Consider the following 23,049-nt stretch of genomic DNA (forward strand, 5'->3'; position numbering starts at 1 on the left):
ATGCACTCCTGAATTGAATGAGGTTAGATGTATTCAATATGAGGCAAAAAACTTAGACGCCACTTAACATGAGTTACCGATACAAATGCTTACAAACAATGCAAATTTATTAAGATGGCGGACGTGCAACTGGCCGGATAAACCGGCCAGTTGGTCCTACTCGCGTGCCACCGAAGGCGCACACCCTACAACCGGATTACGCCGCCTGGCGCTGCTCCAGGGCCGCGACGTTGTCGCTGCCATCGATGACGATCTTGCGTGGCTTGAGGGCTTCCGGAATCTCACGCACCAGTTCGATGGTGAGCATGCCGTTGTCGAAGGACGCGCCGGTCACTTTGACATGGTTGGCCAGCTGGAAGCGCTGCTCGAAGTCACGCGCCGCGATGCCGCGGTGCAGATAGGTGCGCTCGGTGGCGTCCTTCTGTTTGCGGCCGACAACCTGCAGCGAATCGCGTTCGAAGGTGATGTCGATTTCCGACCGGTCGAAACCGGCGAGCGCCATCACGATCCGATACTTGTCTTCGGAGACCAGCTCGATGTTGTAAGGCGGGTAGCTTGGTGCGGAATCTCCCCGCTGGGCATCGTTCAGCAGTTGTGCCAGACGATCAAAACCGATAGCGGAACGATACAGAGGAGTGAGGTCAAAAGTACGCATGATAAATATCCTTTTCAAGTTAAGCGATATGGAAGCGTGGCCCCCATCTGGGCAACCACTGAGTCCGATATAGGTTGCTTTTCGGGGCTTTCAAGGCCTTGAAAAACGCCATCAACATCCCCAGCGGCCCACTTTTTTTAAAAATTTTTCAGTCGAACGCGACGTCTTCCAGCCGGAAACGGAATTTACGGCGCTCGGGCAAGGTCCACCCGGCGCCCGGTGTCGGATCGCGTGGCGGCTCAGAAGGTTCGTCTTGCGTGTGGTGCGCGCGAACGATTGCGCGAACTGGTTGGGCGACACCGACTTTCCTTCATGGATAATTTGGTCGCCCTCGACCCGGGCATAGTTGTGATCACCGTAGCTCCATGAGCGCAGCACGGTTCCCTCGGGCAAAAACAGCGATTTCCATTGGTAGCCGCGCACGCTCGCCGGGTCGCAGCCGGTAGCGAGTTTGGCTTGTTCGGCCAGCCAAAATTCGATCGCCGACGACACGCCCTCCGATAAATCCTGCGTGCCGCCAAGCTCGCTGAGCTGGTTGATCAGCTTGAGCAGGGTGGCGGTGTCCAGCTGCACGGTCACTGTGGATTTCACTCGATTTCCCCTTCTATTTTCTTCTGCTTTCCTCTACTTTCTTCTAGTTAGACCTAATTTGGCGCGGTCGGTTCTCCCGCCGGGAAAATAGAGAAAAATAGAAGGAAATAGAAAAATAAATCGAACACTTCCTGCAGGGGGCCGGTGGTGCATACCCCCCTGTGTATTCCCGCAGCATTTACCCGCTTGCGCGCGTGCTAAACTCTTTCTCTTGCCCAACCTTTCAACCTCCCTTTCAACTCTCTATCACGCCGCCCCATGTTCCCTATCCGTGCCGCACTCGCCGTCCTGTTGGCCACCGCCTTCAGCGCCCAGGCAGAAACGATCTCCGAGCAGCCCTATCCGGGCACCATCGTGCTCAAGGTCGACGCCAGCAACTTCGCCCAGCAAATCTTCCGCGTGCGCCAGACCATCCCGGCCAAGCCCGGCAAGCTGACCTTGCTGTATCCGCAGTGGGTGGTGGCCAACCACGGCCCCAGCGGCGCGCTCAACCAGTTCGCCGGCCTCAAAGCGAGCGCCAACGGCAAGCCGCTGGACTGGAAGCGCGACCCGCTCAACGTCTGGGCCTTCGCCATCGATGTGCCGGCCGACGCCAGCGCCGTCGAGGTCGAGTTCCAGTACCTGTCGCCGATCGAGGCCAGCCAGGGCCGCACCACCTTCACCGCCGACATCCTGGGCGTGCAGTGGCAGTCGCTGGCGCTGTATCCGGCCGGCTACCGCAGCCGCAACATCACCGTGCAGCCGAACTTGACCGTGCCGCCCGGCTGGCAGTTCGGCAGCGCGCTGGAGACGGCCGCGCGCAACGGCGACGAGATCGCCTTCAAGCCGCTCGACCTGGAAACGCTGCTCGATTCGCCGCTGTTCGCCGGCCGTTATTTCCGCCGCGTCGACCTCGATCCGGGCGCCAAGGTGCCGGTGCACCTGAACATGGTGGCCGACAGCGCCGAGCAGCTGGCGGCGACGCCTGAGCAGATCGCGCCGCACCGCGCGCTGATCCAGCAAGCCTATAAACTGTTCGATTCCAGGCACTACCGCCACTACGATTTCCTGTTCGCCATCAGCGACGAATTCGGCGGCATCGGCCGCGAGCACCACGAGTCGAGCGAGAACGGCGTCAAGCTGGGCTACTTCACCGAATGGGCCAAGTACGAGGCGCGGCGCGAGTTGCTGTCGCACGAATTCGTGCACTCGTGGAACGGCAAGTTCCGCCGCCCGGCCGGCCAGGACGTGCCCAACTTCAACACGCCGCTGGACAACTCGCTGCTGTGGGTGTACGAGGGCCAGACCCAGTACCGGGGCGCGGTGCTGGCCGCGCGCTCGGGGCTGATCAAGCCGGAGAACACGCGCGACCTGCTGGCCGCCTCGGCCGCTCGGCTGGACAACGTCAAGGGCCGCGAATGGCGCGCGGTGCAGGACACCACCTACGATCCGATCGTCAACGCCCGCCGCCCGCAGGTGTGGAACAACTGGCAGCGCGGCGAGGATTACTACCAGGAAGGCCAGCTGATCTGGCTCGACGCCGATACCCGCATCCGCGAGCTGTCCAACGGCAAGCGCTCGCTCGACGATTTCGCGCGCGCCTTCTTCGGCGTCGACGACGGCGCCCGGGTCGCCAGGCACTACACGTTCGACCAACTGGTGGCGGCGCTGAACGCGGTGCAGCCGTACGACTGGGCCGATTTCCTGCGCAGCCGCGTGGAAAGCCACGGCCCCGGCGCGCCGCTCGACGGCCTGGCGCGCGCCGGCTGGAAATTGGTCTACGCCGAGCAGCAAACCGCGTTCCTCAAGGCCGAGGAAGAGCTGAGCAAGTCGGCCAACTTCCAGTATTCGCTGGGCTTCTCGGTGGGCGCCGAAGGCAAGCTCGAGGCATTCATGTGGGAAGGCGTCGGTTTCAAGGCCGGCATGTCCGGCGGCTCGACTTTGCTGGCCGTCAACGGCCGCGCCTACAAGCCGGACGTGCTGCGCGCGGCGGTCACGGCAGCCAAGGACGGCAGGGAGCCGATCCAGCTGCTGGTCAAAAAGGGCAATCTGTACCAGACCTACGCGCTCGACTATCACGGCGGCCTGAAGTACCCGCGCCTGGAGCGCATCAAGGGCGTGCCGGACCGGCTCGAGGCCATCCTCAAGCCGCTGAAGTAAAGGAACACGTCGCCCGCGCGCCTGTCCCGCACGGGCGGCGCGGGGCGGTTTTGCTACGTTTTGGTGTATGCTGGCGGTATGAACAAAGACACCGACATCCAACTGAGCGGCCCCTTCAAGGCCACCGACGGCTCCGGCCGTGCCCACGACGCCAAGGCGATCCGCATCTTCGACGAAGGCTACGGCGCCATCGACGTCTACGTCGATTTCGCCGGCTCGATCAGCGGCCTGCACAAGGACAAAGCGCTGATCGACGCCGTCGTCGCGCAGCTGCGCACGGTCGGCTACAAGGGCCCGGCGCTGACGGCCGGCGACCCGGTGCTGCAGGAAGGCAAATTGCTGGTGCTCGAATCGCCCGACGAATTCAACACCTTCGCCGCCGGCAAGGGCTGGAAAGACCTGGCCGAGGAATTCGGCGACGACTAACCGGTTCAAGCCAGATAGCGGCCGCTCCAGACGGCGATCAGGTCGGCCACGTAGACGGCGTCCTCGCGCCGGGTCAGCAGGTGGTCGGCGCTGTCGAGCGAGATAAAACTTTTCGGATGCCTGGCGGCCGTGAAAATATCGACGGCGTTGCTGATCGGCACCGTGTCGTCGCCGGGCGCGTGCATCACCATCAGGGCCCGCCTCAGGGCTGCGATCTTCACCTTCAAATTATGCTCGCCGGCGTCCTCGACGAATTGGCGCTTGATGCGGAACGGCCGCCCCGCCAGTTGCACCTGGGCCTCGCCGTCGCGCGCGATCGCGTCCAGGTGCGCGCTGAACAGGCCGGTCACATGCGACGGATCGCTGGGCGCGGCCACGGTGACGACGGCGGCCACTTCCGGCATGCGGTCGGCGGCGGCCAGCACGGCCGCGCCGCCCAGGCTGTGGCCGATCAACAGGCGCGGCGCGGCGAAATTGTCCCGCAGGAAATCAGCGGCGGCCACCAGGTCGGCCAGGTTGGACGAGAAATTGGTGTTGGCGAACTCGCCCTCGCTCGCGCCCAGGCCGGTGAAGTCGAAGCGCAGCACGGCGATGCCGTGGCCGGTCAGCGCCTGCGCGATGCGGCTGGCGGCGAACACGTCCTTGCCACACGTGAAGCAGTGGGCGAACAAGGCGTAGGCCTTGATGTCGGCCGCGTCGCCATCGGGCGCGTCGAGCCGCGCGGCCAGTTTGGCGCCGTCGGCGCCGGGGAATGCCTGTTTATGTGATCGCATAGGGGTTCCCTGGATGAGTTCCGCCAAGAATACATCAAACCCCGGCCGCCATGTCAGCCGAATAGCCCGTGCAAATACCAGCGCGTGACCGCCTCGGCGTCGTTGCCGCTGCGTTCCCGGTACAACCAGTAATGCGCGTGGTCGCGCCCTTCTGCCATGAAATAATCGCGGTTCTGCATCTCGGCCCACCAGCCCGCCTCGATGCGCTCGCCGGTCGACACGATCTTCAACGGCGAGCCGTAAAACGGCCGGTGCTCGCGCATCAGCAGGGCGATCGGCTTGGCCAGCAGCCACGCCGGACGCGGCAGGCTCGGCAGGTCCGGCGGCAACTGCGCGCGGGCGTCGGCCGGGCGTATTTTGTCGTGCACGCCGACCCAGGCGTTGGCGTGCTCGGGCCGGTAATCGGCGCGCGGCGCCGCCTGCAACACGTTCTCCGGCCCCAGCCGCGCGGTCAGCAACTCGAGCAGGCGCTGCCAGTCCTCCTTGCTGCCGCCCGGCTCGGGAAACAGCGATTCGCTCGGCGGCGCCATCGGCCGCACCCGCGGCGCCTCCAGGCACAGGCCGATCACCGGCGCCTCCAACACCTGCTTGGCCAGGCGCTCCTTGAGCAGGCGCACCAGATGCTCGTCGCGCCAGGTCGGCTCGGCCAGCACCACCTCGAGCGCCGTCGGCGGGCGCGCCACCCGGCCGCGCTCGTGCTCGAGCAACAGGACGATGCGCTCGACGGCGAACTGGTGCGCGCTGAGCCACCCGGTCAGCTGCAGCAGCAGCCGGTGCGCGCCGAACAGCAGCGCCTCGGCGTTCTCGACCCGGTCGAACAACTCGAGCTTGGCGCGGAAGCTGGCCGGCGCCGCCAGCCACTGGTGCATTTCCGGGCGCTCGCCGTGGGCGTCGTCGAGCATGTCGAGCAAGGCGCGCCCGCAGCGCCGCTGCAGGCCCGGACGCGGCAGCGCGCGCGCCTGGCCCACGGTCAGGCAGCCGATGCCCTCCAGCCAGGCCAGGTAGGGCCGCGCCGGCGGCAGCAGGCCCACCGGCAGGCGCGCCAGGCGCCGCGTCATCGACGCCACCGTCAGCGCGCGCCCGGCGTCGGCGCGCGCCAGCAGCCAGGCGCCGCGCGCGGTCGGCGCGCAAGCGATGACGGCGCTGAAACCGAGCGCGCGCAGGCTGGCGGCGATCTGCCGGCACAATGACCGCACGCCGCCGAACAGGCGCAGGCTGGCGCCCACGTCGAGCAACAGGGTCGCCTCCTCGGCCATGGCCAGTTGCGGCGTGAAGCGCAGCAGCGCCATCGCCACCGCCTGCAGCGCCTCGGCCTCCTGCTGCGGGGCGCGCTGCTGGAAGCGCGCGTGCGGCGCCAGCATCAGCGCGCCGCCGCGCCGCATGCCCGGCCCGACGCCGGCCGCGCGCGCCGACGCCGACATCGCCGCCACCCGCTCCTGCTCGAGCACGACGGTGCAGGTGTCGTCAGACCAGCGCGGGCAAAACACTTCGAGCGGCAGCCGGGGCAGGTGCAGGGCGATCCAGAGGCGCATGGCGTTGTAGCAAAGAAGGGGTCAAAGGTAAGAACAAGGGGGTGTCGCGCTGCGGCCCGCGCCGCTTGACGAAACCGATGTCGACACCGCCGGCGGCGGCCGTCAGCGACAGGCGCAGCGGCGCCGGCGAGGCGTCCTGCGCGGCCGCCAGCGGGCGCAGCATGCAAAACAGCGTGTCCGCGCTTTGCGCGGCCAGATGCAGCCGGCGCAAGGTTTCGCCGCGCGCGTGGGTTTGCCACAGCAGCAGCGCGCCGCAACAGCCGCTGCGCAGCACCTGCTCGGCCGCCCACAAGGCGTCGCCGCCGCCTTTGCCCTGGGCGCCGCCGCCCCGTATCCAGATCAATTGCGACGGCTCGAGCCCCAGCGCGGCCAGCGCCAGCGCCTGCGGCGGGTGCGGCGGCTGCAACAGCACGATGGGCCGCTTGCCCAGCGCCGCCAGCGCCGGGCGCAGCAGGCGCAACTCGCCGATGCCGTCCTGCTGCAGCAGCAAGTCGATCAGGGTGCCCAGCGGCCAGCCGCCGCCGGGCAACTGCGCCGACAAGGCGGCAAAGCCGGTGTCGACGCAGCGCGTGGCGCTGTGCGCCAGTTGCGACGCCCGCCACAGCGACGGATGGACGGTTTCCGGCGCGGCAATAAGGGGGAAGGATTCATGATGTCACCAGCGCATTGTAGCGCAAATACTGTATAAATACACAGTACTATTTCAACCCCGTTTTGGCAAGGCCGAATTTGTATGGCGCGCGGCATGCTGTAACATGACGCGACGGAAACATCACCAGGACATTATTTTGCACACAATACAACTGGTCGGCGCGGTCATTTTCGGCCTCGCCCTGCTCCACACCTTCACCGCCAAATCCTTCGAGGTGCTCTCGCGCCGCCACCCGCGCCACGCCGGCCTGTTCCACCTGCTGGGCGAAGTGGAGGTCGTGTTCGGCTTCTGGGCCTTTATTTTGATCACCGCCATGGCCTTCCTCGACGGCCCCCAAGCCGCCATCGACTACGCCGAAACGCGCCACTACACCGAGCCGCTGTTCGTCTTCACCGTGATGGTGGTGGCCGCCTCGCGCCCGGTGCTCGACATCGTCCGGCGCGTGCTGCGCACCCTGGCCCGGCTGCTGCCGGTGTCGACCGACCTGGCGCTGGCCTGGTTCGGCCTGGCGCTGGTGCCGCTGACGGGCTCGCTGATCACCGAGCCGGCCGCGATGACCTTGGCGGCGCTGATGCTGGCGCCGCTCATTTTCCGCCAGGGCATGCCCGAATGGCTCAAGTACGCCGCCCTTGGCGTGCTGTTCGTCAACGTCTCGATCGGCGGCACGCTCACCGCCTACGCCGCGCCGCCGGTGCTGATGGTCGCCTCCACCTGGCAATGGGACAGCGCCCACATGGCGAGCCACTTCGGCTGGAAGGCGGCCGTCGCCGTCGCCTTCAACGCCAGCGTCGTCAGCTTGCTGCTGCGCCCGCACCTGCGCGCGCTGGCCGGCGCCGCCGGGCCGGGCCCGGACGGCGACGCCGTCGCCGTCGATACACCGTTGCCGGTGCCATGGCCGGTCACCCTGATCCACCTCGCCTTCCTGGCCGGCGTGGTGCTGCTCAGCCACCATCCGGTGCTGTTCCTCGGCCTGTTCATGCTGTTCCTCGGCTTCACGTCGGCCTACCAGCGCTACCAGAACCCCTTGATCATCAAGGAAGGCTTGCTGGTGGGCTTTTTCCTGGCCGGCCTGGTGGTGCTCGGCGGCATGCAGCAATGGTGGTTGCAGCCCATCGTCGAAAGCCTGTCGCCGGTGGCCTTGTTCTTCGGCGCGCTGGGCTTGACGGCGATCACCGACAACGCCGCGCTGACCTACCTCGGCTCGCTGATCGTCGGCATCTCCGAACAATCGCAATACATGCTGATGGCCGGCGCGGTGGCCGGCGGCGGCCTGACGGTGATCGCCAACGCGCCCAATCCGGCCGGCGCCTCGCTGCTGCGGCGCGGCTTCAACGACGAATCGATCGGCGCCGTCGGCCTGCTGCTCGGCGCGCTGGGACCGACCCTCGTCGCGGCGGCCGCCTTCCTGCTGCTGTAAGCCCGATGGTCCCGCGTGGCGGTACTTGTCAAAAAATAATGCCCAATCATTAAAATCATCTTAGTATCTAACTGCAACCTTTTCACCCATCAACTGTTAGAGATAGGATCGATGATGAGAACAACACCATTGGGTCTGCTGCTGCTGGGTGCCGCCTGCCTGCCGTCGTTCGCCCACGCGGCGGCGCGGCCCACCGACAGCGCCTTCGCCACACCGCAGCTGCGGGTCGACATCGGCGGGCGCAAGCTCAACCTGTACTGCAGCGGCGCGGGCAAAACCACCGTGCTGTTCGACAGCCCTTCGGGCGACGGCGGCTGGAGCTGGTTCAAGGTGCAACCGGAGGTGGCCAAGCACACCCGCGCCTGCGTGTACGACCGCGCCGGCTACGGCTTCAGCGACCCGGCCAGCCGGCCCAACACGTCGGACAACGCGGTCGAGGACCTGCACAAGGCGCTGGCCAAGGCTGGCGTCAAGCCACCCTATCTCCTGGTCGGCAACTCGCTGGGCGGCGGCAACGCCCAGGTCTATGCCTACCGCCATCCGGACGAGGTCAAAGGCCTGGTACTGGTCGAACCGCAAACCGAGGACGAGACCACGCGCCTGAACAAAGCCTCCGGCGGCATGATCGACAAAATCTACGACATGGTCAAACAGAATGATGACGACTGCCTGCGCGCGGCGGCCAAGGGATTCAAGGCCGGCGGCGAGGCGCTGGCCAACTGCGTCGGCAATCCCGCCGACTACTACGGCCCGGTGATCGGCCCGCAAGTGCTCAAGACGATGAAGACGACAGCCTACTGGCGCACGCGGGTCGACGAATACAAGGCGATCCCGACCAGCGACAACCAGCTGCGCGCGCTGCGCAAACCCTTCGGCGAGCTGCCGCTGCTGGTGCTCACGCGCGGCGTCAGCCCGTACGCCATTCCGGACAAGCCGCAAAGCGCAATTAACAAGGCCATGGAGGACGAGAACGAAAAGATCCACAAGGAGATCGCGGCGCTCTCGACCAAAGGCGCGCAACGCGTGGTGGCCGGTGCCGCGCACGGCATCCAAGGCGACCAGCCGGCCGCCGTGACGGCCGCCGTGCTGGAAATACTGAAACAAATCGACTAGGCGCGGTCGCCGGCACACCTGGCGCGCACCGTAGCGCCAGGATATTGCTTAACCGTCAATTATAGTATCATCAATGTTTCGGTCGGCTACGCCACCTCGCCCGCCCAACATTCCGACAGGACCACCAATGAAACCAGCAATCGCCCTCCTCGTGACCTTACCCCTCCTGACGTCAGCCGTTCACGCGGTCGACTTCGACGTGTCGGGCGTCAAACTCGGCATGCCGAGCGAAGCGGCGCAGAAGGTGCTCAAGGCAAGCAACCCAAAATATCAGATCACCACCATCAAATCGCCCAGCGGCGTCGCGGCCGGCGTGGACGGCATTGTGATGGGCTCGCAACAAACGGCCGAGGAACATTTCCAGATGCTCACCAACCCGTCGGGACAGGTCTGGTTCGTCGGCAAGGCACAAACAGTTCCCAAGGGTAAAAGCTTCGGCGGTGCGCAAATGAAAGCCTCGTTGATCGAAAAATACGGCCGCCCCACGGACGACTATGCCAGCAGCGCCGGCAGCGGACACATGCGCTGGCACTTCGACCGGGCGGGAAAACTTTATCAGGGAGACCCTGTGCTCTCGCCCTGCGTCGCCCCGCCCGGCGAAGCCCAGATCGGCTTGAGCGTGATTGGCGTCTGGGTCAAATACCCCACCAGTTTCAACCCGAAATGCGGCAAGGTGATCGACGCCGTCTATATGGGCGACGGAGCCACGGGCCTGGTCGAGAAGTACGTGACGCGTGCCTACGAGGCGGCGGCGACCTACGACACCATCGTGCGGGAAACCGCGGCGATGAAAAAGCAGCGCGACGACGCGATCAACAAAGAGACCAAGGCTGGAAACAAACCTGGCCTGTAACGCGTTGCGTCAGGCGCGCTGGTGGCGGTCGAAAAACTGCATCATCATCTTGCTGGCGTCCGGGCCGGCTTTGGTGTTGTAGGCCAGCGTGTCGTCGCCGCCGCTCCAGGCGTGCTCGAGCTGCTCGATCTGCGCCACGCGCAGCAGCAGCTTCCTGCCGTCGTAGAAGTCGTCGATGCGGTGGGCGTTGTGGCGCCCGCCCCGCCCCTGCGACTTGAGCGTGGTCTTCGGTTGCGCGACGGCGCCGATGCGGTTGAACGCCTGGCTCTGGCGGACCAGTTGCGTCTGATTGATCGGGCGCACCACGCTGTCGCCCTCGCCCTGGATCAGGATCATCGGCATGCCGGGGAACTGCGGCTGGCGCATCAGCACTTCGCGCACCGCCATATCGGCGCGCAGGCCGCCGCCGTGCTGCATGACGCCCAGCGCGCCCATCTGGCTGTGGCCGGCGCCGAACACGGGACCCGAATGCATGCCCACCGCCGCAAACAAACGCGGGTGGTTGAGCGCGACGATGTTGGCCATGCCGGCCCCCGCAGAGATGCCGGCGATATAGATGCGCGAGCGGTCGATCGCGTATTCCGTCATGACCTTGTTGACCATGCCGACGATCATCGGCACGTCGCCGCCCCCCTCCTGCGTGGCGCGGTCGTACCATTTCCAGCAGCGCTGCGCGTGCGCGCTGACCGACTGCTGCGGATAGAGCACGGCGTAGCCCATCTGCTCGGCCCACTGGTTCATGCGCGTGCCCTGCGCGAACTGGGTGGCGGTCTGCTGGCAACCGTGCAGCATCACCACCAGCGGCAAGCCCTTGCGGATCGCCTGGGCGGGAATATTGTTGGGCAGGTACAGCCAGTACCCGAGACGATGCGCGGGCGTACCCACGCCGGCCGGCGTCGCGTAGTGCGAGGCCAGCCATTTGCCGGGGGCCGGCGGAGTGTGGGGAGCGGGCGTGGGCGGGTTGGCGGCGCGAACCGGACGTTTAACCCGCACCCCGGCATCCGGGACCGCCCGCGCCGCCGGTTTTGGGGTCGGACCCCGTACGGGGTCCGACCCCTTCTTGGCTAGGGGTTTGGCCACCTTGACCACCTTGGCCACCTTGGCCAGCTTGGCCGCCGGCGCCCGCTTGCGCTTGGGCGCGGGCGGCGTGGCGGCCTTGAACAGCGCCGTCATCAACTTGTTGACGGACTTACTCTGACGTGTGCCGGTACGCACCAGACTACGCAGCAAACCAGCGGCACTCTTCATCGGATAGACCTCCTGTTGCCATAAAGTCTACCCTGAAAACGTCCTGCACCTGCGTTCGCCACCTCGCTTACCGGCCTATCGATGCGGCATCAACGCAACATCGACTCCCACACTTTCTGCAAGCGCTTGGCCGACACCGGCATCGGCGTGCGCAGCTCCTGGGCGAACAGCGACACGCGCAACTCCTCGAGCATCCAGCGGAATTCGACCATCTTCGGATCGGTGTTCTTGCCGGCCGATTTATCCTTGTTGGCACGCTGGTACAACGCCGCCGCCGACTGCCATTCGGCCATCAGCTTGGCGTCGCGCGCGGGGTCGCCGCGCAGCTTTTCGATGCGCACGTTGATCGCCTTCAGATAGCGCGGGAAGTGCGCCAGCTGGCTGTATTCGTTGTCCGACAGGAAGCGCTTGTTGACCAGCGCCTGCAACTGCGCCTGCATGTCGGCGGCGGCCGCCGCCGGCAGCCCCTGCAAGCGCTTGGGCAGGCCGTGGAATTCGGTCAGCACCTGCGACAGCAGGCGCGCGATCTCGTTCACCAGCAGCACCAGGCGCGACTTGCCCTCGTCCTTGCGCTTGGCGAAACTGGCGGCATCGAGCGGCAACGGATCTTGCAGGCAGGCGATATCGAGCGCCTTGTTGATGATCTGTTCGCGCAGCTCCTCCTGCGTGCCCATGCTCATGAACTGCATGCCCATTTGCTGCAGGCCGGGGATGCCCTTTTCGATGAACTTGATCTGGTCCTTCATCTGCAGCGCGAACAGCCGGCGCAGGCCGATCCGGTGGGTGCGCGCCGCCACCGTCGGATCGTCGAAGACCTCCAGGTCGCAGTGCGTGCCCTTGTCGACCAGCGCCGGGAAGCCGATCAGGGTCAGCTTGCCCTGGACGATCTCCAGCAGCTCCGGCAGCTCGCCGAAGGTCCAGCTGGTGAGGCCCGTCAAGGTGATGCCGCTGGCGGCGCTGGACGCCTCCTTGGCCTTATCGCTGCCCTTGCCCGGCGCCGACGCCGCTGCCGCGTTGCCGCCGGCCGCGCGCGACGGCACTGCCGAAGGCGCAGCAGCGCCCCCGCTGCCCAGCGCCCGCATCGTCACCCCCTGCGTGCCCGACGTCTCGGCCATCTTCTGGAAGCTCTCGCGCGCCTGCGCGCCGAATTCGGCCTGCAGGGTGGCCAGGTTGCGGCCCATCTCCAGCTGGCGTCCGTGCTCGTCGATCACCTTGAAGTTCATGAAGTGATGGGCCGGCAAGGTCTCGGGCTTGAAGTCGGTGGTCAGCACCGAGATCGTGATTTGCGACCGGATGTCGGCGATGATCGCGTCGATCAAGTCGCCCCGGCCGAAGATGCCCGCCTCGTGTACCCGCTCGCAGAACCTGGCCGCGTAATCGGGCAGCGGCACGCAATGGCGGCGCAGCTTTTGCGGCAGGGATTTGAGCAGCAGGTGCACCTTCTCCTTCAACATGCCCGGCACCAGCCACTCGCAGCGCTCGCGCGGCAACTGGTTCAACGCGAACAGCGGCACGGCCATCGTCACGCCATCGCGCACGCTGCCAGGTTCGAAGTGGTAGGTCAGCGCCATTTCCAGTCCCGTCACCGACATCATCTTCGGGAACAGGTCCGTGGTGACGCCGGCCGCCTCGTGGCGCATCAATTCGTCGCGATTGAGGTACAGCAGTTTCGGCTCGGCCGCCGTGGCGTCCTTGTGCCACTTCTCGAAGCCGGCGCCGTTGACCACGTCGGCCGGTATCAGCTTGTCGTAGAAGGCGGCGATCAATTCATCGTCGACCAGCACGTCGAGGCGGCGCGACTTGTGCTCGAGGTTCTCGATCTCCTTGATCAACTTGTGGTTGTGGGCGAAGAACGGCGCGCGCGTGTCGTAGTCGCCGCCGACCAGCGCGTCGCGGATGAAGATTTCGCGCGCCTCGGCCGGATTGTGCAGCGCATAGTTGATGCGGCGCTGGCTGTACACCACCAAGCCATACAACGTGGCGCGCTCGGACGCGCTGACCTGCGCCCCGCGTTTTTCCCAGCGCGGCTCGCCCCACGATTTTTTCAGCAGGTGGCCGCCGACCTTCTCCAGCCACTCCGGCTCGATGCGGGCCACGCAACGCGCGTACAGGCGCGTGGTGTCGACCAGTTCCGCCGCCATGATCCACTTGCCCGGTTTTTTCAGCAGCGAGGAACCCGGCCAGATATTGAACTTGATGCCGCGCGCGCCCAGGTAGCCCGCGCCCGGTTCGTCCTCGCTCTTGAAGCCGATGTTGCCCAGCAGGCCGGTCAGCAGCGCCAGGTGCAGGTTTTCGTACGTGGCCGGCGCCTCGTTGATGCGCCAGCCCTGCTCCTTGACGATGGTCAGCAGCTGCGAGTGCACGTCGCGCCACTCGCGCAGCCGCAGTTGCGACAGGAAGTTGGCGCGGCAGTTGTCCATCAGCTGGCGGTTGGTTTTTTTATGCTCGATGGCGTTCTCGAACCACTGCCAGATCTTCAGATAGCTGATGAACTCCGACTTCTCGTCGGCGAACTTCTTGTGCGCCTCGTCGGCCGCCTGCTGGTGCTCCATGGGGCGGTCGCGTGGGTCCTGCACCGACAGCGCGGAGGCGATGATCAGCACTTCGTTCAGGCTCGCGTTGTCCAGCGCGGCGAGGATCATGCGGCCCACCCTCGGGTCCAGCGGCAGCTTGGCGAGCTTGTTGCCCAGTGGCGTGAGCTGGTTGTATTCGTCGACCGCGCCCAGTTCCTGCAGCAGCTGGTAGCCGTCGGCGATGGCGCGCGCCAGCGGCGGCTCGATGAACGGGAAGGTCTCGACATCGGTCAGGTGCAGGGACTTCATGCGCAGGATGACGGCCGCCAGCGACGAGCGCAGGATCTCCGGCTCGGTGAACTTGGGCCGTTGCAGGAAGTCCTGCTCCTCGTACAGGCGGATGCAGACACCGTCGGCGACGCGGCCGCAACGGCCGGCGCGCTGGTTGGCGGCCGACTGCGCGATCGGCTCGATCTGCAGCTGTTCGACCTTGTTGCGGTAGCTGTAGCGCTTGACCCGCGCCAGGCCGGCGTCGACCACGTAGCGGATGCCGGGCACCGTCAGCGACGTTTCGGCGACGTTGGTGGCCAGGACGATGCGGCGCGCGTTGGTCAGCTTGAACACGCGCTCCTGCTCCTCGGCCGACAGGCGGGCGAACAGCGGCAGGATCTCAACGTGCGGCGGATGGTGCTTGCGCAGCGCCTCGGCGGCGTCGCGGATTTCGCGCTCGCCGGGCAGGAACACCAGCACGTCGCCGGAGCCGAGGCGGCACAGTTCATCGACGCCGTCGACCACCGCGTCCATCAGGTCGCGCTTTTCGCGGGCGGCGGCGGTGCGCTGGCCCTTGCCCTCGGCGTTGGCCACGGCCGGATTCTGCACATCGCTCTCGATCGGGCGGTAGCGCACCTCGACTTTATACAGGCGGCCGGAGACCTCGATCACCGGCGCCGGCATGTCCGGCGTGCCGAAATGGCGCGAGAAGCGCTCGGCGTCGATGGTCGCCGAGGTAATGATCACCTTCAGGTCCGGACGGCGCGGCAGCAGCTGCTTCAGGTAGCCGAGCAGGAAGTCGATGTTCAGGCTGCGTTCGTGCGCCTCGTCGATGATGATGGTGTCGTAGTTCTTCAGCAGCGGGTCGGTCTGGGTCTCGGCCAGCAGGATACCGTCGGTCATCAGCTTGACCGACGCGCCCTTCATCAGGGTGTCGGCGAAGCGCACCTTGAAGCCGACCGTCTCGCCCAGCGGCGTGCCCAGTTCCTGGGCGATGCGCTTGGCGGTGGACGAGGCGGCGATGCGGCGCGGCTGCGTGTGGCCGATCAGCGCCTTCTGGCCGCGTCCCAGCTCCAGGCAGATCTTCGGCAGCTGGGTGGTCTTGCCGGAGCCGGTTTCGCCCGAGACGATGATCACCTGGTGCTTTTGCAGCGCCTCGGCGATTTCGTGGCGGCGGCCGGAGACCGGCAGGTCTTCCGGGAACGTAATCGGCGGCAGCGGGTTGCGGAACGCGCGCTCGGCGGCGCGGGCGGCCTGCTCCTCGGGTGTCAGGCGTGGCTTCGGCGCGCGCTGTCCGACCCGCACACCGGAGCCAGGGGTCTGACCCCGCACGGGGTCAGACCCCGCCTTGGCCTGGGGTTCGCCTCTGGGATTGCGCGCCTGCTGGCCCTGCGCTTGCGGGGTGCGGGACGGGGCGTTGCGGGGGCTGCGGGGCTGGCCAGGCGTGCGGTTGTCGGCGGTTTTCGGTTTATTGCTGGCTTCTGACATTGTTTTTTACAAGATTGGAGCGCGGAACTCGCGCACCGAATTATAATGCGGCTAATGGAAAACCCTACCCAATTCGTCCAATGGCTGCGTTCCGTCGCGCCCTACATCCACGCCTTCCGCGGCAAGACCTTCGTGGTCGCCTTCCCCGGTGAACTGGTCAGCGCCGGCGCGCTGCAGGTGCTGGCCCACGATTTGTCGCTGCTGCACGCGCTCGACATCAACGTCACCGTGGTCTACGGCTCGCGCCCGCAGGTGGCCGAGCAGCTGGCCCTGCGGAACGTCGAGGGCCGCTTCCACAACGGCGTGCGCATCACCGACACGGCCGCCATGGAGTGCGCCAAGGAGGCCGCCGGCGAGTTGCGCCTCGACATCGAGGCCGCCTTCAGCCAGGGCTTGCCGAACACGCCGATGTCGAACGCGGCCATCCGTATCATTTCCGGCAACTTCATCACCGCCCGCCCGCTCGGCGTCATCGACGGCGTCGACCTGGAACTGACCGGCGTCACCCGCAAGGTCGACGCCGAGACGATCCACTCGATCCTCGGCTCCGACGGCCTGGTGCTGCTGTCGCCGCTGGGCTTCTCGCCCACCGGCGAGGCGTTCAACCTGACCATGGAGGACGTCGCCTGCAGCGCCGCCATCGCGCTGCACGCCGACAAACTGGTGTTCATCACCGAGACCGACATGATGGTCGACGCCGCCGGCACCGAAATCCGCGAGCTGTCGTCGCACCAGGCCGAGGCCGTGCTGCAAGCGGGATTCCTGCCCGATTCGACCGCGTTCTACCTGAAACACTGCATCAAGGCCTGCGACAACGGCGTCGAACGCTCGCACATCGTGCCGTTCGCGATGGACGGCTCGGCGCTGCTCGAGCTGTTCACCCACGACGGCGTGGGCACCATGATCTCGCACGAAAACCTCGAATCGCTGCGCAAGGCCACAATTGAGGACGTCGGCGGGATTATCAAGCTGATCGAGCCGCTCGAGGCCGACGGCACGCTGGTCAAGCGCGGACGCGAGCTGATCGAGCGCGAGATCGATTATTTCTCCGTCATCGAACACGATGGCGTGATCTTCGGCTGCGCGGCGCTGTACCCGTTCCCGGAACAGAAAATGGCCGAAATGGCATGCCTGACCGTCAACCCCGAGGTCCAGGCCCAGGGCGACGGCGAGCGCATTTTGAAACACATGGAAAACCGCGCGCGCGCCATCGGCGTGACCAAGTTGTTCGTGCTCACCACGCGCACCTCGCACTGGTTCCAGAAGCGCGGCTTCGTGCCGACCACGGTCGACTCGCTGCCGAAGGACCGCCAGCGCATGTATAACTGGCAGCGCAAATCCCAGGTCCTGATTAAATCTTTATAATCACGGTTTATCGAACCGTTTTCAGGAGCAACACAGATGGCCCGCACCGTGCAATGCGTCAAACTCAACAAGGAAGCCGAAGGACTGGACTTCCCGCCGTATCCGGGCGAACTGGGTAAGAAGATCTACGAGACGGTCTCCAAGGAAGCCTGGGCCGCCTGGCTCAAGCACCAGACCATGCTGGTCAACGAGAACCGCCTGAACCTGGCCGACCAGCGCGCGCGCAAGTACCTGGCGCAGCAGATGGAAAAGCATTTCTTCGGCGACGGCGCCGACGCGGCCATGGGCTACGTGCCGCCGACCGAGTAAATCTTAAAAACCCCGAACCAGCGTTGTGGCCAGCGGCCGCCGCGGGTTTGGGGTCGTACCCAGTTGGGTACGACCCCGGTTTGGCCGGGGGTATGCCTCTTAAAACTTCAACGTCTTCACGCCTTCGGCGGTGCCCAGCAGGCACACATTGGCCCCGCGCGCGGCGAACAATCCCACCGCGATCACGCCGACGATCTGGTTGATCCGCGCTTCCAGCGCCACCGGATCGGTGATGGCCAGGCCGGCCACGTCGATCAGCATGCCGCCGTTGTCGGTGATGAAAGCCTCGTCCGTGCCCGGCTTCAGACGCAGCTTCGGCTCGCCGCCCAGCTTGGCCAGCTCCCGCGTGACCGACGCGCGCGCCATCGGCAGCACCTCGACCGGCAGCGCGAACTTGCCCATCACGTCGACCAGCTTGGAGCCGTCGGCGATGCACACAAAACGCTTGGCCACCGAGGCGACGATTTTTTCGCACGTGAGCGCTGCGCCGCCGCCCTTGATCATCGCGCCGGTGTGGGTGATCTCGTCGGCGCCGTCGATGTAGACGGCGATCTCCGGCACGTCGTTCAAGTCGAACACGGCGATGCCGTGGCCGCGCAGGCGCGCCGCGGTGGCTTCCGACGACGCCACGGCGCCCTTGATGTCGGCCTTGATCTTGGCGAGCTCGTCAATGAAAAAATTGGCGGTCGAGCCGGTGCCCACGCCGATGATCTCGTTCTTGACCACGTAATCGATGGCGGCGCGCGCCACGGCTTGCTTCAGTTCGTCTTGAGTCATGATGCTATTTCTATATAAAAGGGAAAACGGTGTGGCCGCAAAGTGACTGAAATGCGGCCGAATAGCCGCCATTTTAGCGGATCGCCCCCGCCCGCCCCCGATTTCCGCTAAAAATTGCGCTTGGACAACATCGACCTGGACCCGGTGTCGCAGACTTGCACAACGGTGGCGCGGACGGTACGAACCTCGCCAGCGGCGCCGCCGATTGTGCGAAAATAAACCCAGCAGATCCCATCCAAACGCTCGTCCGGGGAGTTCCATGCCGCAAGCTAAAACAGTCTTGATCGTCGACGACAGCCGCGTCTCGCGCCTGATGGCCCGCCAATACATCACCGGCCTGCATCCCGACTGGATCGTCGAGGAGGCCGGCACCGGCGAGGAATCGCTGGTCAAGTCGCGCGACGTGCACCCGGACCTGGTGCTGATGGACGTGAACATGCCCGGCATGGGCGGCATCGCCGCCGCCGAGCAGCTGCGCCGCGAAAATCCCGACCTGCCGATTTCGCTGCTGACGGCCAACGTGCAGACGGCCACGCGCGAGGCGGCCGAGGCGATCGGCGTCGGCTTCGTCGAAAAACCCATCACCGAGGCGCGCATCGCCCGCCTGCTCTCGCCGCTCGAAGAGGCCGGGCCATGATCGTGCTGTCCGAGCTGGAAAACGACGCCCTGATCGAGATCTTCAACATCGGCGTCGGCCAGGCGGCCGCCTCGATGAGCGCCATCGTCAACGAGGCGGTGCGCATGTCGGTGCCGTCGATCACCTTCGTCCACCGCGCCGACGCCGCGCGCCTGCTGCGCAACCGGGTCTTCGAGCCCGAGCGCATCTGCGGCGTGAGCCAGCACTACGAGGGCGCCTTCGAGACCGAGGCGATCCTGATGTTCCCCGAGGATAAAAGCCTCGAGATCGTGCGCCTGATGGTCGGCGAGAGCGTGCCGCTGGCCGAGCTGACCGACATGGAGCAGGAAGCCATGTGCGAGATCGGCAACATCATCCTGAACTCCTGCGTCGGCACGCTGGCCAACATCTTCCAGCACGAGCTGCGCGGCTCGCTGCCGGCCTACCACGTGGGCACCAGCGACGAAATCCTGACCGCCTCGGGCAGCGAGCCGGACGCCGTGGTGCTGATGCTGCACATCGACTTCGTGCTTGAAAAGCACCAGATCCAGGGCTACGTCGCGTTCGTGCTCGACCTGTCGGCCATGCACGACCTCAAGGCCCAGATCAACCAGTACATCGCGCGCGCGATGGGGCAGGCCTGAGCCGTGCGGGCGATGGACAGCACGCTGCCGGAGGCGCACCGGCTCAAGGTGCTGCGCAGCGTGCTCGGGGCGGTCAACCTGGGCATGGTGGTGATCGACGCCGACGGCCGCGTGGTGCTGTGGAACGCCTGGATGAGCCGCCACTCGGGGCTGGCACAGGAAGGCATCGTCGGCGCCGAGCTGCTGGCGGCCTGCCCGGAGCTGCGCGGCGGCCGGGTCGACTCGGCCATCGGCCAGGCGCTGCGCGACAACTTCCCGTCGCTGCTGTCGCAAAGCCTGAACAAGGCGCCGTTCGCGCTGTACGCCAACGCGGCGGCGGCCGCGCGCGGCGAGCGCCTGCAGCAGGCGGTGGAAGTCACGCCGATCGAGGTCGAGGGCGCGCCGCGCCACTGCCTCGTGCAGATCAGCGACGTCAGCGTGGCCGTCGCGCGCGAAAAACTGCTGCGCGAGCAGACCATGGTGCTGCGCTCGCAAACCTTCGCCGACGGCCTGACCGGCATCGCCAACCGGCGCCACTTCGACGTGGCCATGGAAAAGGAGCACCGGCGCGCCAAACGTGGCGGCGCGGCGCTGTCGCTGCTGATGATCGACATCGACCATTTCAAGGCCTACAACGACCACTACGGCCACCAGAAGGGCGACCAGTGTTTGATCCAGGTGGCCGCCGCGCTGGCGGCCATGCTCAAGCGCCCGTGCGACCTGATGGCGCGCTACGGCGGCGAGGAGTTCGCCGTCATCCTGCCCGAGCTCGACATCGGGCAGGCCGGCCAGATCGCCGAAACGATCCGCGCCCGCGCGCTGGAGCTGGCGATCCCGCACGAGCGCAACGGCGACATGCCGTACGTCACGGTGAGCATCGGCGTGACGTCGCAGCGGCCGGAAGCGCCGGTCGACATCGAAGCGCTGATCGGCGCCGCCGACCGCGCGCTGTACGAAGCCAAGAACGCCGGCCGCAACCGCAGCGCCGCGCGCCTGCCGTAAGACGCGCCAAAGCACGCGAATCGCCCGCGCCGCACTCACACCCGGACTCAAAACCCGGGACACCACAGAGACACGTAGGGCGGATTAGGCGGCACGCCGTAATCCGCCAAGCGCCGCCTCGCGACAAAACGCAGGCACACCGCGCCAGGGGCGGCATGATGATGCGCGTCGAGTCGCGCACGGTGGCGGGCATCGCCAAAATTTATACGAAAGCGTGGCGAACGCGCCGCATTGTCGCAAGCGTTCAATACACCGCCTCGGCGACGCCGCATAGTGGCACAATGCAGAACCATGGAGACAACCAATGATGGAACACACCTTACCCTTAGCAGCGCGTGAAATCGCCGACCTGCCCGGCCCGGCCCCGTGGCCGCTGGTGGGCAACCTGCCGCAAATCCGGCCGCTGCGCGTCCACCAGGATGTCGAAGCCTGGAGCCGCCAATACGGCCCGCTGTTCAAGATCCGCTTCGGCCGCACCGACATCGTGGTACTGGCCAGCCACGAGCTGGTCGGCGCCGCGCTGCGCGACCGGCCCGACGGCTTCCGCCGGCCCGCGATCACCAGCGACGTGGGCGAGGAAATGGGCGGACGCCCCGGCGTGTTCGTGTCCGAGGGCGCGAACTGGCGCGAACAGCGCCGCATGGTGATGGCCGCGTTGTCGCCGCACGCGGTCAAGGCCTACTTTCCGGCGCTGGTGGCGGTGGCGTTGCGGCTGCGCGAGCACTGGCGGCGCGCGGCGGCCGGCAACCACGCGATCGACCTGACCGACGACCTGAAACGCTTCAGCGTCGATGTCATCGCCGGGCTGGCGTTCGGCACCGACGTCAACACCATCGACGGCGGCGAGGACGTCATCCAGCGCCACCTGGACATCATCCTGCCGGCGGTGGCGCGCCGCTCGATCGCACTGGTGCCGTACTGGCGCTACGTGCGCCTGCCGCAGGACCGGCAGCTCGACGCCAGCGTGGCCGCGCTCAACGACTCGATCGACGCGCTGATCGCCTCGGCGCGCGCGAAGCTCGTCGCCGAGCCGGCGCGGCGCGAGCGCCCCGCCCATTTGCTCGACGCGATGATCTGCGCGGCCGACGAAGGCGGAGGCATCGACGACCGCATCATCGCCGGTAATGTCATGACGATGCTGCTGGCCGGGGAGGACACCACCAGCCATACGTTGGCTTGGATGCTGTACCTGTTGCAGAAAAATCCGGCGGCGCTGGGCAAGGCGCGCGAGGAAGTAGCGCGCGTGGCGCCCGATCCGGAGGGGGTGACGATAGCGCAGATGGACGGACTGGATTACCTGGACGCCTGCGCGCAGGAGGCCATGCGCCTCAAGCCGGTGGCGCCGTTCATTCCGCTCGAGGCCTTGCGCGAGACCATGATCGGCGGCGTGCGCATTCCCAAGGGTGGCCTGGTCTGGTGCGTGATGCGCAACGACAGCGTCGACGAGATGCACGTGCCGCGTGCCGACGCGTTTGAGCCGGAGCGCTGGCTACGCAGCGGCGACGAGGCGATCGACAAGCACCTGTCGATGCCGTTCGGCGCCGGCGTGCGCACCTGCCCCGGACGCTATCTGGCACTGCTGGAGATCAAGCTCGCCAGCGCCATGCTGCTGAGCAGCTTCGAGATCGCGTCGATCGACACGGTGGATGGCAAGGAGCCGGAGGAGTTGATGGGGTTTACAATGTCGCCGATTGGATTACGCATGCGTCTCGGGCGGCTCAATCAGGCCTGATTGGCGCTGCCCCTGACGTTTTCACATTGCACTTCCGACGTCTTGGGGAGTGGCTTTCCTGCCAGCCGAATCCTTCTAAAAAATTTGAATGGACGGCTTACGCTGGTGGGCTCCGAGATTATTGGGATCGCAAACTCTTCGTTTGAAAGCAATGTCAGCGTCCACAATACGCCATCGAAGAACTGAAATCGAACGGTATTTGGCTCCGTCAAATCCAACGCTGAAAATATGCCGGTCGAGTACATGGCGCCCATGCGAGCCGAGTCCACGACAGTCAGATCCTGGTCAAGCAGATACATGCGCAGCGTGTCCTCAAATGGGACGTCATCAGTGAGGAAAAGTAGTACAAACTCGCCCACCTCAACGCAGCTCTCAGTATCGCACCAGCGACGACTTTCCCGGTGCGCAAGCCAGCAACCATAATTTCACTCTGCGGCGTCAATTCTGGCGTCGGTGCAGTAATTACGCGGATTGAGTACTCTGCGGCGGGGATCAATTTCATGGCAGCTCTACCAGATATAACTTGTTCCTAGGGCAGCAAACGCGCCACCTACAAACGCCCCCACTGTAACGCAAATCGGAGCAGCAGGGCCACATGCAAGTCCCGCTAGCGCGCCACCGGCGATTCCGCCCGCGACGCCCGCGCCGTTGCTTACGACCTCCTTTTTAAACGCTGCAATCGGATTACTTCCATGATCAGATTTCGAGTTTCTTGCGCTTGCCCAGCCGCATCGGCCCAAGTAATTCTGCGCGCAATGGCATCAGCTCGTAGCCTATGGGACATGCGCTTGATCTCTATCGTGTGCGTGAGCCGTGCCTTGGAGTCGATGGTCAGGTGAGCTCCAGCGCTGGTAATCTGGGCCTCCAAAGATTGCATAGTACGATCAAAAAGAATTTCGTCGTCGCTGCGTGTGATTGCATTCATATGCTCGCCATTGAGATTGGGTTATCGACG

At 65.7% G+C, this 23,049-nt stretch carries 21 protein-coding genes; 11 read left to right on the forward strand and 10 right to left on the reverse strand.

Translation table 11 applies throughout. The features are described from left to right. Positions 1 to 196: 196 nt before the first annotated feature. Positions 197 to 655, reverse strand: coding sequence for an Hsp20 family protein (locus AC0IYS_RS23840; protein WP_090314987.1), 459 nt, complete (start codon positions 653 to 655; stop codon positions 197 to 199). 111 nt (positions 656 to 766) lie between these two features. Further along, positions 767 to 1,246 carry a hypothetical protein gene (locus AC0IYS_RS23845; RefSeq protein WP_471707505.1) on the reverse strand — a complete coding sequence of 160 codons (480 nt, stop codon included), beginning with the start codon at positions 1,244 to 1,246 and terminating at the stop codon, positions 767 to 769. Positions 1,247 to 1,504: 258 nt separating this feature from the next. Between AC0IYS_RS23845 and AC0IYS_RS23850 the strand changes: the two genes are divergently transcribed. Beyond that, positions 1,505 to 3,385 (forward strand): M61 family metallopeptidase, encoded by a 1,881-nt coding sequence (locus AC0IYS_RS23850; protein ID WP_471707506.1) that lies wholly within the window; start codon positions 1,505 to 1,507, stop codon positions 3,383 to 3,385. A 78-nt stretch (positions 3,386 to 3,463) separates the two neighbouring features. After that, a complete protein-coding gene (locus tag AC0IYS_RS23855; protein ID WP_471707507.1) occupies positions 3,464 to 3,811 on the forward strand; it encodes a hypothetical protein in 348 nt (115 codons plus the stop codon). 5 nt (positions 3,812 to 3,816) lie between these two features. Here the strand turns inward: AC0IYS_RS23855 and AC0IYS_RS23860 are convergent, their stop codons facing one another. The 3 genes from AC0IYS_RS23860 to imuA are packed head-to-tail and all read right to left on the reverse strand — an operon-like array spanning position 3,817 to position 6,750. Beyond that, a complete protein-coding gene (locus tag AC0IYS_RS23860; protein WP_471707508.1) occupies positions 3,817 to 4,584 on the reverse strand; it encodes an alpha/beta hydrolase family protein in 768 nt (255 codons plus the stop codon). Positions 4,585 to 4,637: 53 nt separating this feature from the next. Next, complete coding sequence (locus tag AC0IYS_RS23865; protein WP_471707509.1) at positions 4,638 to 6,116, reverse strand: Y-family DNA polymerase; 1,479 nt, start codon at positions 6,114 to 6,116, stop codon at positions 4,638 to 4,640. Next, complete coding sequence (gene imuA, locus AC0IYS_RS23870) at positions 6,049 to 6,750, reverse strand: translesion DNA synthesis-associated protein ImuA (protein ID WP_471708928.1); 702 nt, start codon at positions 6,748 to 6,750, stop codon at positions 6,049 to 6,051. Before imuA ends, AC0IYS_RS23865 begins: the two co-directional genes overlap by 68 nt. A 121-nt stretch (positions 6,751 to 6,871) precedes the next feature. Here imuA and AC0IYS_RS23875 point away from each other — a divergent pair, with 121 nt between their 5' ends. From AC0IYS_RS23875 to AC0IYS_RS23885, 3 genes are all read left to right on the forward strand, one after another. After that, positions 6,872 to 8,185 (forward strand): putative Na+/H+ antiporter, encoded by a 1,314-nt coding sequence (locus AC0IYS_RS23875; RefSeq protein WP_471707510.1) that lies wholly within the window; start codon positions 6,872 to 6,874, stop codon positions 8,183 to 8,185. A gap of 114 nt (positions 8,186 to 8,299) precedes the next feature. Continuing rightward, positions 8,300 to 9,298 (forward strand): alpha/beta fold hydrolase, encoded by a 999-nt coding sequence (locus AC0IYS_RS23880; RefSeq protein ID WP_471707511.1) that lies wholly within the window; start codon positions 8,300 to 8,302, stop codon positions 9,296 to 9,298. Positions 9,299 to 9,425: 127 nt separating this feature from the next. After that, positions 9,426 to 10,151 carry a hypothetical protein gene (locus AC0IYS_RS23885; RefSeq protein ID WP_471707512.1) on the forward strand — a complete coding sequence of 242 codons (726 nt, stop codon included), beginning with the start codon at positions 9,426 to 9,428 and terminating at the stop codon, positions 10,149 to 10,151. 9 nt (positions 10,152 to 10,160) lie between these two features. Here AC0IYS_RS23885 and AC0IYS_RS23890 read toward each other — a convergent pair whose 3' ends face one another. Next, on the reverse strand, positions 10,161 to 11,399 hold the full coding sequence (locus tag AC0IYS_RS23890) for an extracellular catalytic domain type 1 short-chain-length polyhydroxyalkanoate depolymerase (protein ID WP_471707513.1): 1,239 nt from the start codon (positions 11,397 to 11,399) through the stop codon (positions 10,161 to 10,163). 89 nt (positions 11,400 to 11,488) lie between these two features. Continuing rightward, positions 11,489 to 15,670 (reverse strand): ATP-dependent RNA helicase HrpA, encoded by a 4,182-nt coding sequence (hrpA, locus tag AC0IYS_RS23895; RefSeq protein ID WP_471707514.1) that lies wholly within the window; start codon positions 15,668 to 15,670, stop codon positions 11,489 to 11,491. Between the two features lie 54 nt (positions 15,671 to 15,724). Between hrpA and argA the strand changes: the two genes are divergently transcribed. Together argA and AC0IYS_RS23905 are read left to right on the forward strand one after the other, a co-directional pair. Beyond that, positions 15,725 to 17,035 carry an amino-acid N-acetyltransferase gene (argA, locus tag AC0IYS_RS23900; RefSeq protein WP_315223018.1) on the forward strand — a complete coding sequence of 437 codons (1,311 nt, stop codon included), beginning with the start codon at positions 15,725 to 15,727 and terminating at the stop codon, positions 17,033 to 17,035. 36 nt (positions 17,036 to 17,071) lie between these two features. Beyond that, positions 17,072 to 17,344 carry an oxidative damage protection protein gene (locus AC0IYS_RS23905; RefSeq protein ID WP_463449403.1) on the forward strand — a complete coding sequence of 91 codons (273 nt, stop codon included), beginning with the start codon at positions 17,072 to 17,074 and terminating at the stop codon, positions 17,342 to 17,344. Positions 17,345 to 17,443: 99 nt separating this feature from the next. Here the strand turns inward: AC0IYS_RS23905 and rpiA are convergent, their stop codons facing one another. After that, positions 17,444 to 18,121, reverse strand: a complete 678-nt coding sequence (rpiA, locus tag AC0IYS_RS23910; protein ID WP_471707515.1) for a ribose-5-phosphate isomerase RpiA — start codon at positions 18,119 to 18,121, stop codon at positions 17,444 to 17,446. Between the two features lie 259 nt (positions 18,122 to 18,380). On the opposite strand from rpiA, the gene AC0IYS_RS23915 reads away from it, so the two are divergent. The 4 genes from AC0IYS_RS23915 (at position 18,381) to AC0IYS_RS23930 (ending at position 22,094) form a co-directional block, all read left to right on the forward strand. Further along, on the forward strand, positions 18,381 to 18,758 hold the full coding sequence (locus AC0IYS_RS23915; RefSeq protein ID WP_471707516.1) for a response regulator: 378 nt from the start codon (positions 18,381 to 18,383) through the stop codon (positions 18,756 to 18,758). Next, positions 18,755 to 19,381: a chemotaxis protein CheC gene (locus tag AC0IYS_RS23920; protein ID WP_471707517.1), complete on the forward strand. Its 627-nt coding sequence runs from the start codon at positions 18,755 to 18,757 to the stop codon at positions 19,379 to 19,381. The genes AC0IYS_RS23915 and AC0IYS_RS23920 overlap by 4 nt, the downstream gene beginning before the upstream one ends. 12 nt (positions 19,382 to 19,393) lie before the next feature. Next, on the forward strand, positions 19,394 to 20,362 hold the full coding sequence (locus AC0IYS_RS23925) for a GGDEF domain-containing protein (protein ID WP_471707518.1): 969 nt from the start codon (positions 19,394 to 19,396) through the stop codon (positions 20,360 to 20,362). A 304-nt stretch (positions 20,363 to 20,666) separates the two neighbouring features. Next, positions 20,667 to 22,094 carry a cytochrome P450 gene (locus AC0IYS_RS23930; protein ID WP_471707519.1) on the forward strand — a complete coding sequence of 476 codons (1,428 nt, stop codon included), beginning with the start codon at positions 20,667 to 20,669 and terminating at the stop codon, positions 22,092 to 22,094. Here AC0IYS_RS23930 and AC0IYS_RS23935 read toward each other — a convergent pair. Next, positions 22,085 to 22,393 carry a hypothetical protein gene (locus AC0IYS_RS23935; protein ID WP_471707520.1) on the reverse strand — a complete coding sequence of 103 codons (309 nt, stop codon included), beginning with the start codon at positions 22,391 to 22,393 and terminating at the stop codon, positions 22,085 to 22,087. The two genes, AC0IYS_RS23930 and AC0IYS_RS23935, sit on opposite strands and share 10 nt — an antisense overlap. Positions 22,394 to 22,746: 353 nt before the next feature. After that, positions 22,747 to 23,019 carry a hypothetical protein gene (locus AC0IYS_RS23940; protein WP_471707521.1) on the reverse strand — a complete coding sequence of 91 codons (273 nt, stop codon included), beginning with the start codon at positions 23,017 to 23,019 and terminating at the stop codon, positions 22,747 to 22,749. Positions 23,020 to 23,049 lie beyond the last annotated feature (30 nt).

The sequence above is a fragment of the Duganella sp. AC237 genome, from assembly GCF_979254035.1.

Excerpts from the sequence above, each read along its gene's own strand:
- AC0IYS_RS23880 (WP_471707511.1), top strand. The coding sequence starts at position 8,300 with ATGAGAACAACACCATTGGGTCTGCTGCTGCTGGGTGCCGCCTGCCTG.
- AC0IYS_RS23905 (WP_463449403.1), top strand. The coding sequence starts at position 17,072 with ATGGCCCGCACCGTGCAATGCGTCAAACTCAACAAGGAAGCCGAAGGA.
- AC0IYS_RS23860 (WP_471707508.1), bottom strand. The coding sequence starts at position 4,584 with ATGCGATCACATAAACAGGCATTCCCCGGCGCCGACGGCGCCAAACTG.
- AC0IYS_RS23875 (WP_471707510.1), top strand. The coding sequence starts at position 6,872 with ATGACGCGACGGAAACATCACCAGGACATTATTTTGCACACAATACAA.
- AC0IYS_RS23890 (WP_471707513.1), bottom strand. The coding sequence starts at position 11,399 with ATGAAGAGTGCCGCTGGTTTGCTGCGTAGTCTGGTGCGTACCGGCACA.
- AC0IYS_RS23850 (WP_471707506.1), top strand. The coding sequence starts at position 1,505 with ATGTTCCCTATCCGTGCCGCACTCGCCGTCCTGTTGGCCACCGCCTTC.
- AC0IYS_RS23930 (WP_471707519.1), top strand. The coding sequence starts at position 20,667 with ATGATGGAACACACCTTACCCTTAGCAGCGCGTGAAATCGCCGACCTG.
- AC0IYS_RS23915 (WP_471707516.1), top strand. The coding sequence starts at position 18,381 with ATGCCGCAAGCTAAAACAGTCTTGATCGTCGACGACAGCCGCGTCTCG.
- AC0IYS_RS23855 (WP_471707507.1), top strand. The coding sequence starts at position 3,464 with ATGAACAAAGACACCGACATCCAACTGAGCGGCCCCTTCAAGGCCACC.
- AC0IYS_RS23865 (WP_471707509.1), bottom strand. The coding sequence starts at position 6,116 with ATGCGCCTCTGGATCGCCCTGCACCTGCCCCGGCTGCCGCTCGAAGTG.
- AC0IYS_RS23925 (WP_471707518.1), top strand. The coding sequence starts at position 19,394 with ATGGACAGCACGCTGCCGGAGGCGCACCGGCTCAAGGTGCTGCGCAGC.
- AC0IYS_RS23840 (WP_090314987.1), bottom strand. The coding sequence starts at position 655 with ATGCGTACTTTTGACCTCACTCCTCTGTATCGTTCCGCTATCGGTTTT.
- AC0IYS_RS23940 (WP_471707521.1), bottom strand. The coding sequence starts at position 23,019 with ATGAATGCAATCACACGCAGCGACGACGAAATTCTTTTTGATCGTACT.
- AC0IYS_RS23935 (WP_471707520.1), bottom strand. The coding sequence starts at position 22,393 with ATGTATCTGCTTGACCAGGATCTGACTGTCGTGGACTCGGCTCGCATG.
- rpiA (WP_471707515.1), bottom strand. The coding sequence starts at position 18,121 with ATGACTCAAGACGAACTGAAGCAAGCCGTGGCGCGCGCCGCCATCGAT.
- AC0IYS_RS23920 (WP_471707517.1), top strand. The coding sequence starts at position 18,755 with ATGATCGTGCTGTCCGAGCTGGAAAACGACGCCCTGATCGAGATCTTC.
- hrpA (WP_471707514.1), bottom strand. The coding sequence starts at position 15,670 with ATGTCAGAAGCCAGCAATAAACCGAAAACCGCCGACAACCGCACGCCT.
- argA (WP_315223018.1), top strand. The coding sequence starts at position 15,725 with ATGGAAAACCCTACCCAATTCGTCCAATGGCTGCGTTCCGTCGCGCCC.
- AC0IYS_RS23885 (WP_471707512.1), top strand. The coding sequence starts at position 9,426 with ATGAAACCAGCAATCGCCCTCCTCGTGACCTTACCCCTCCTGACGTCA.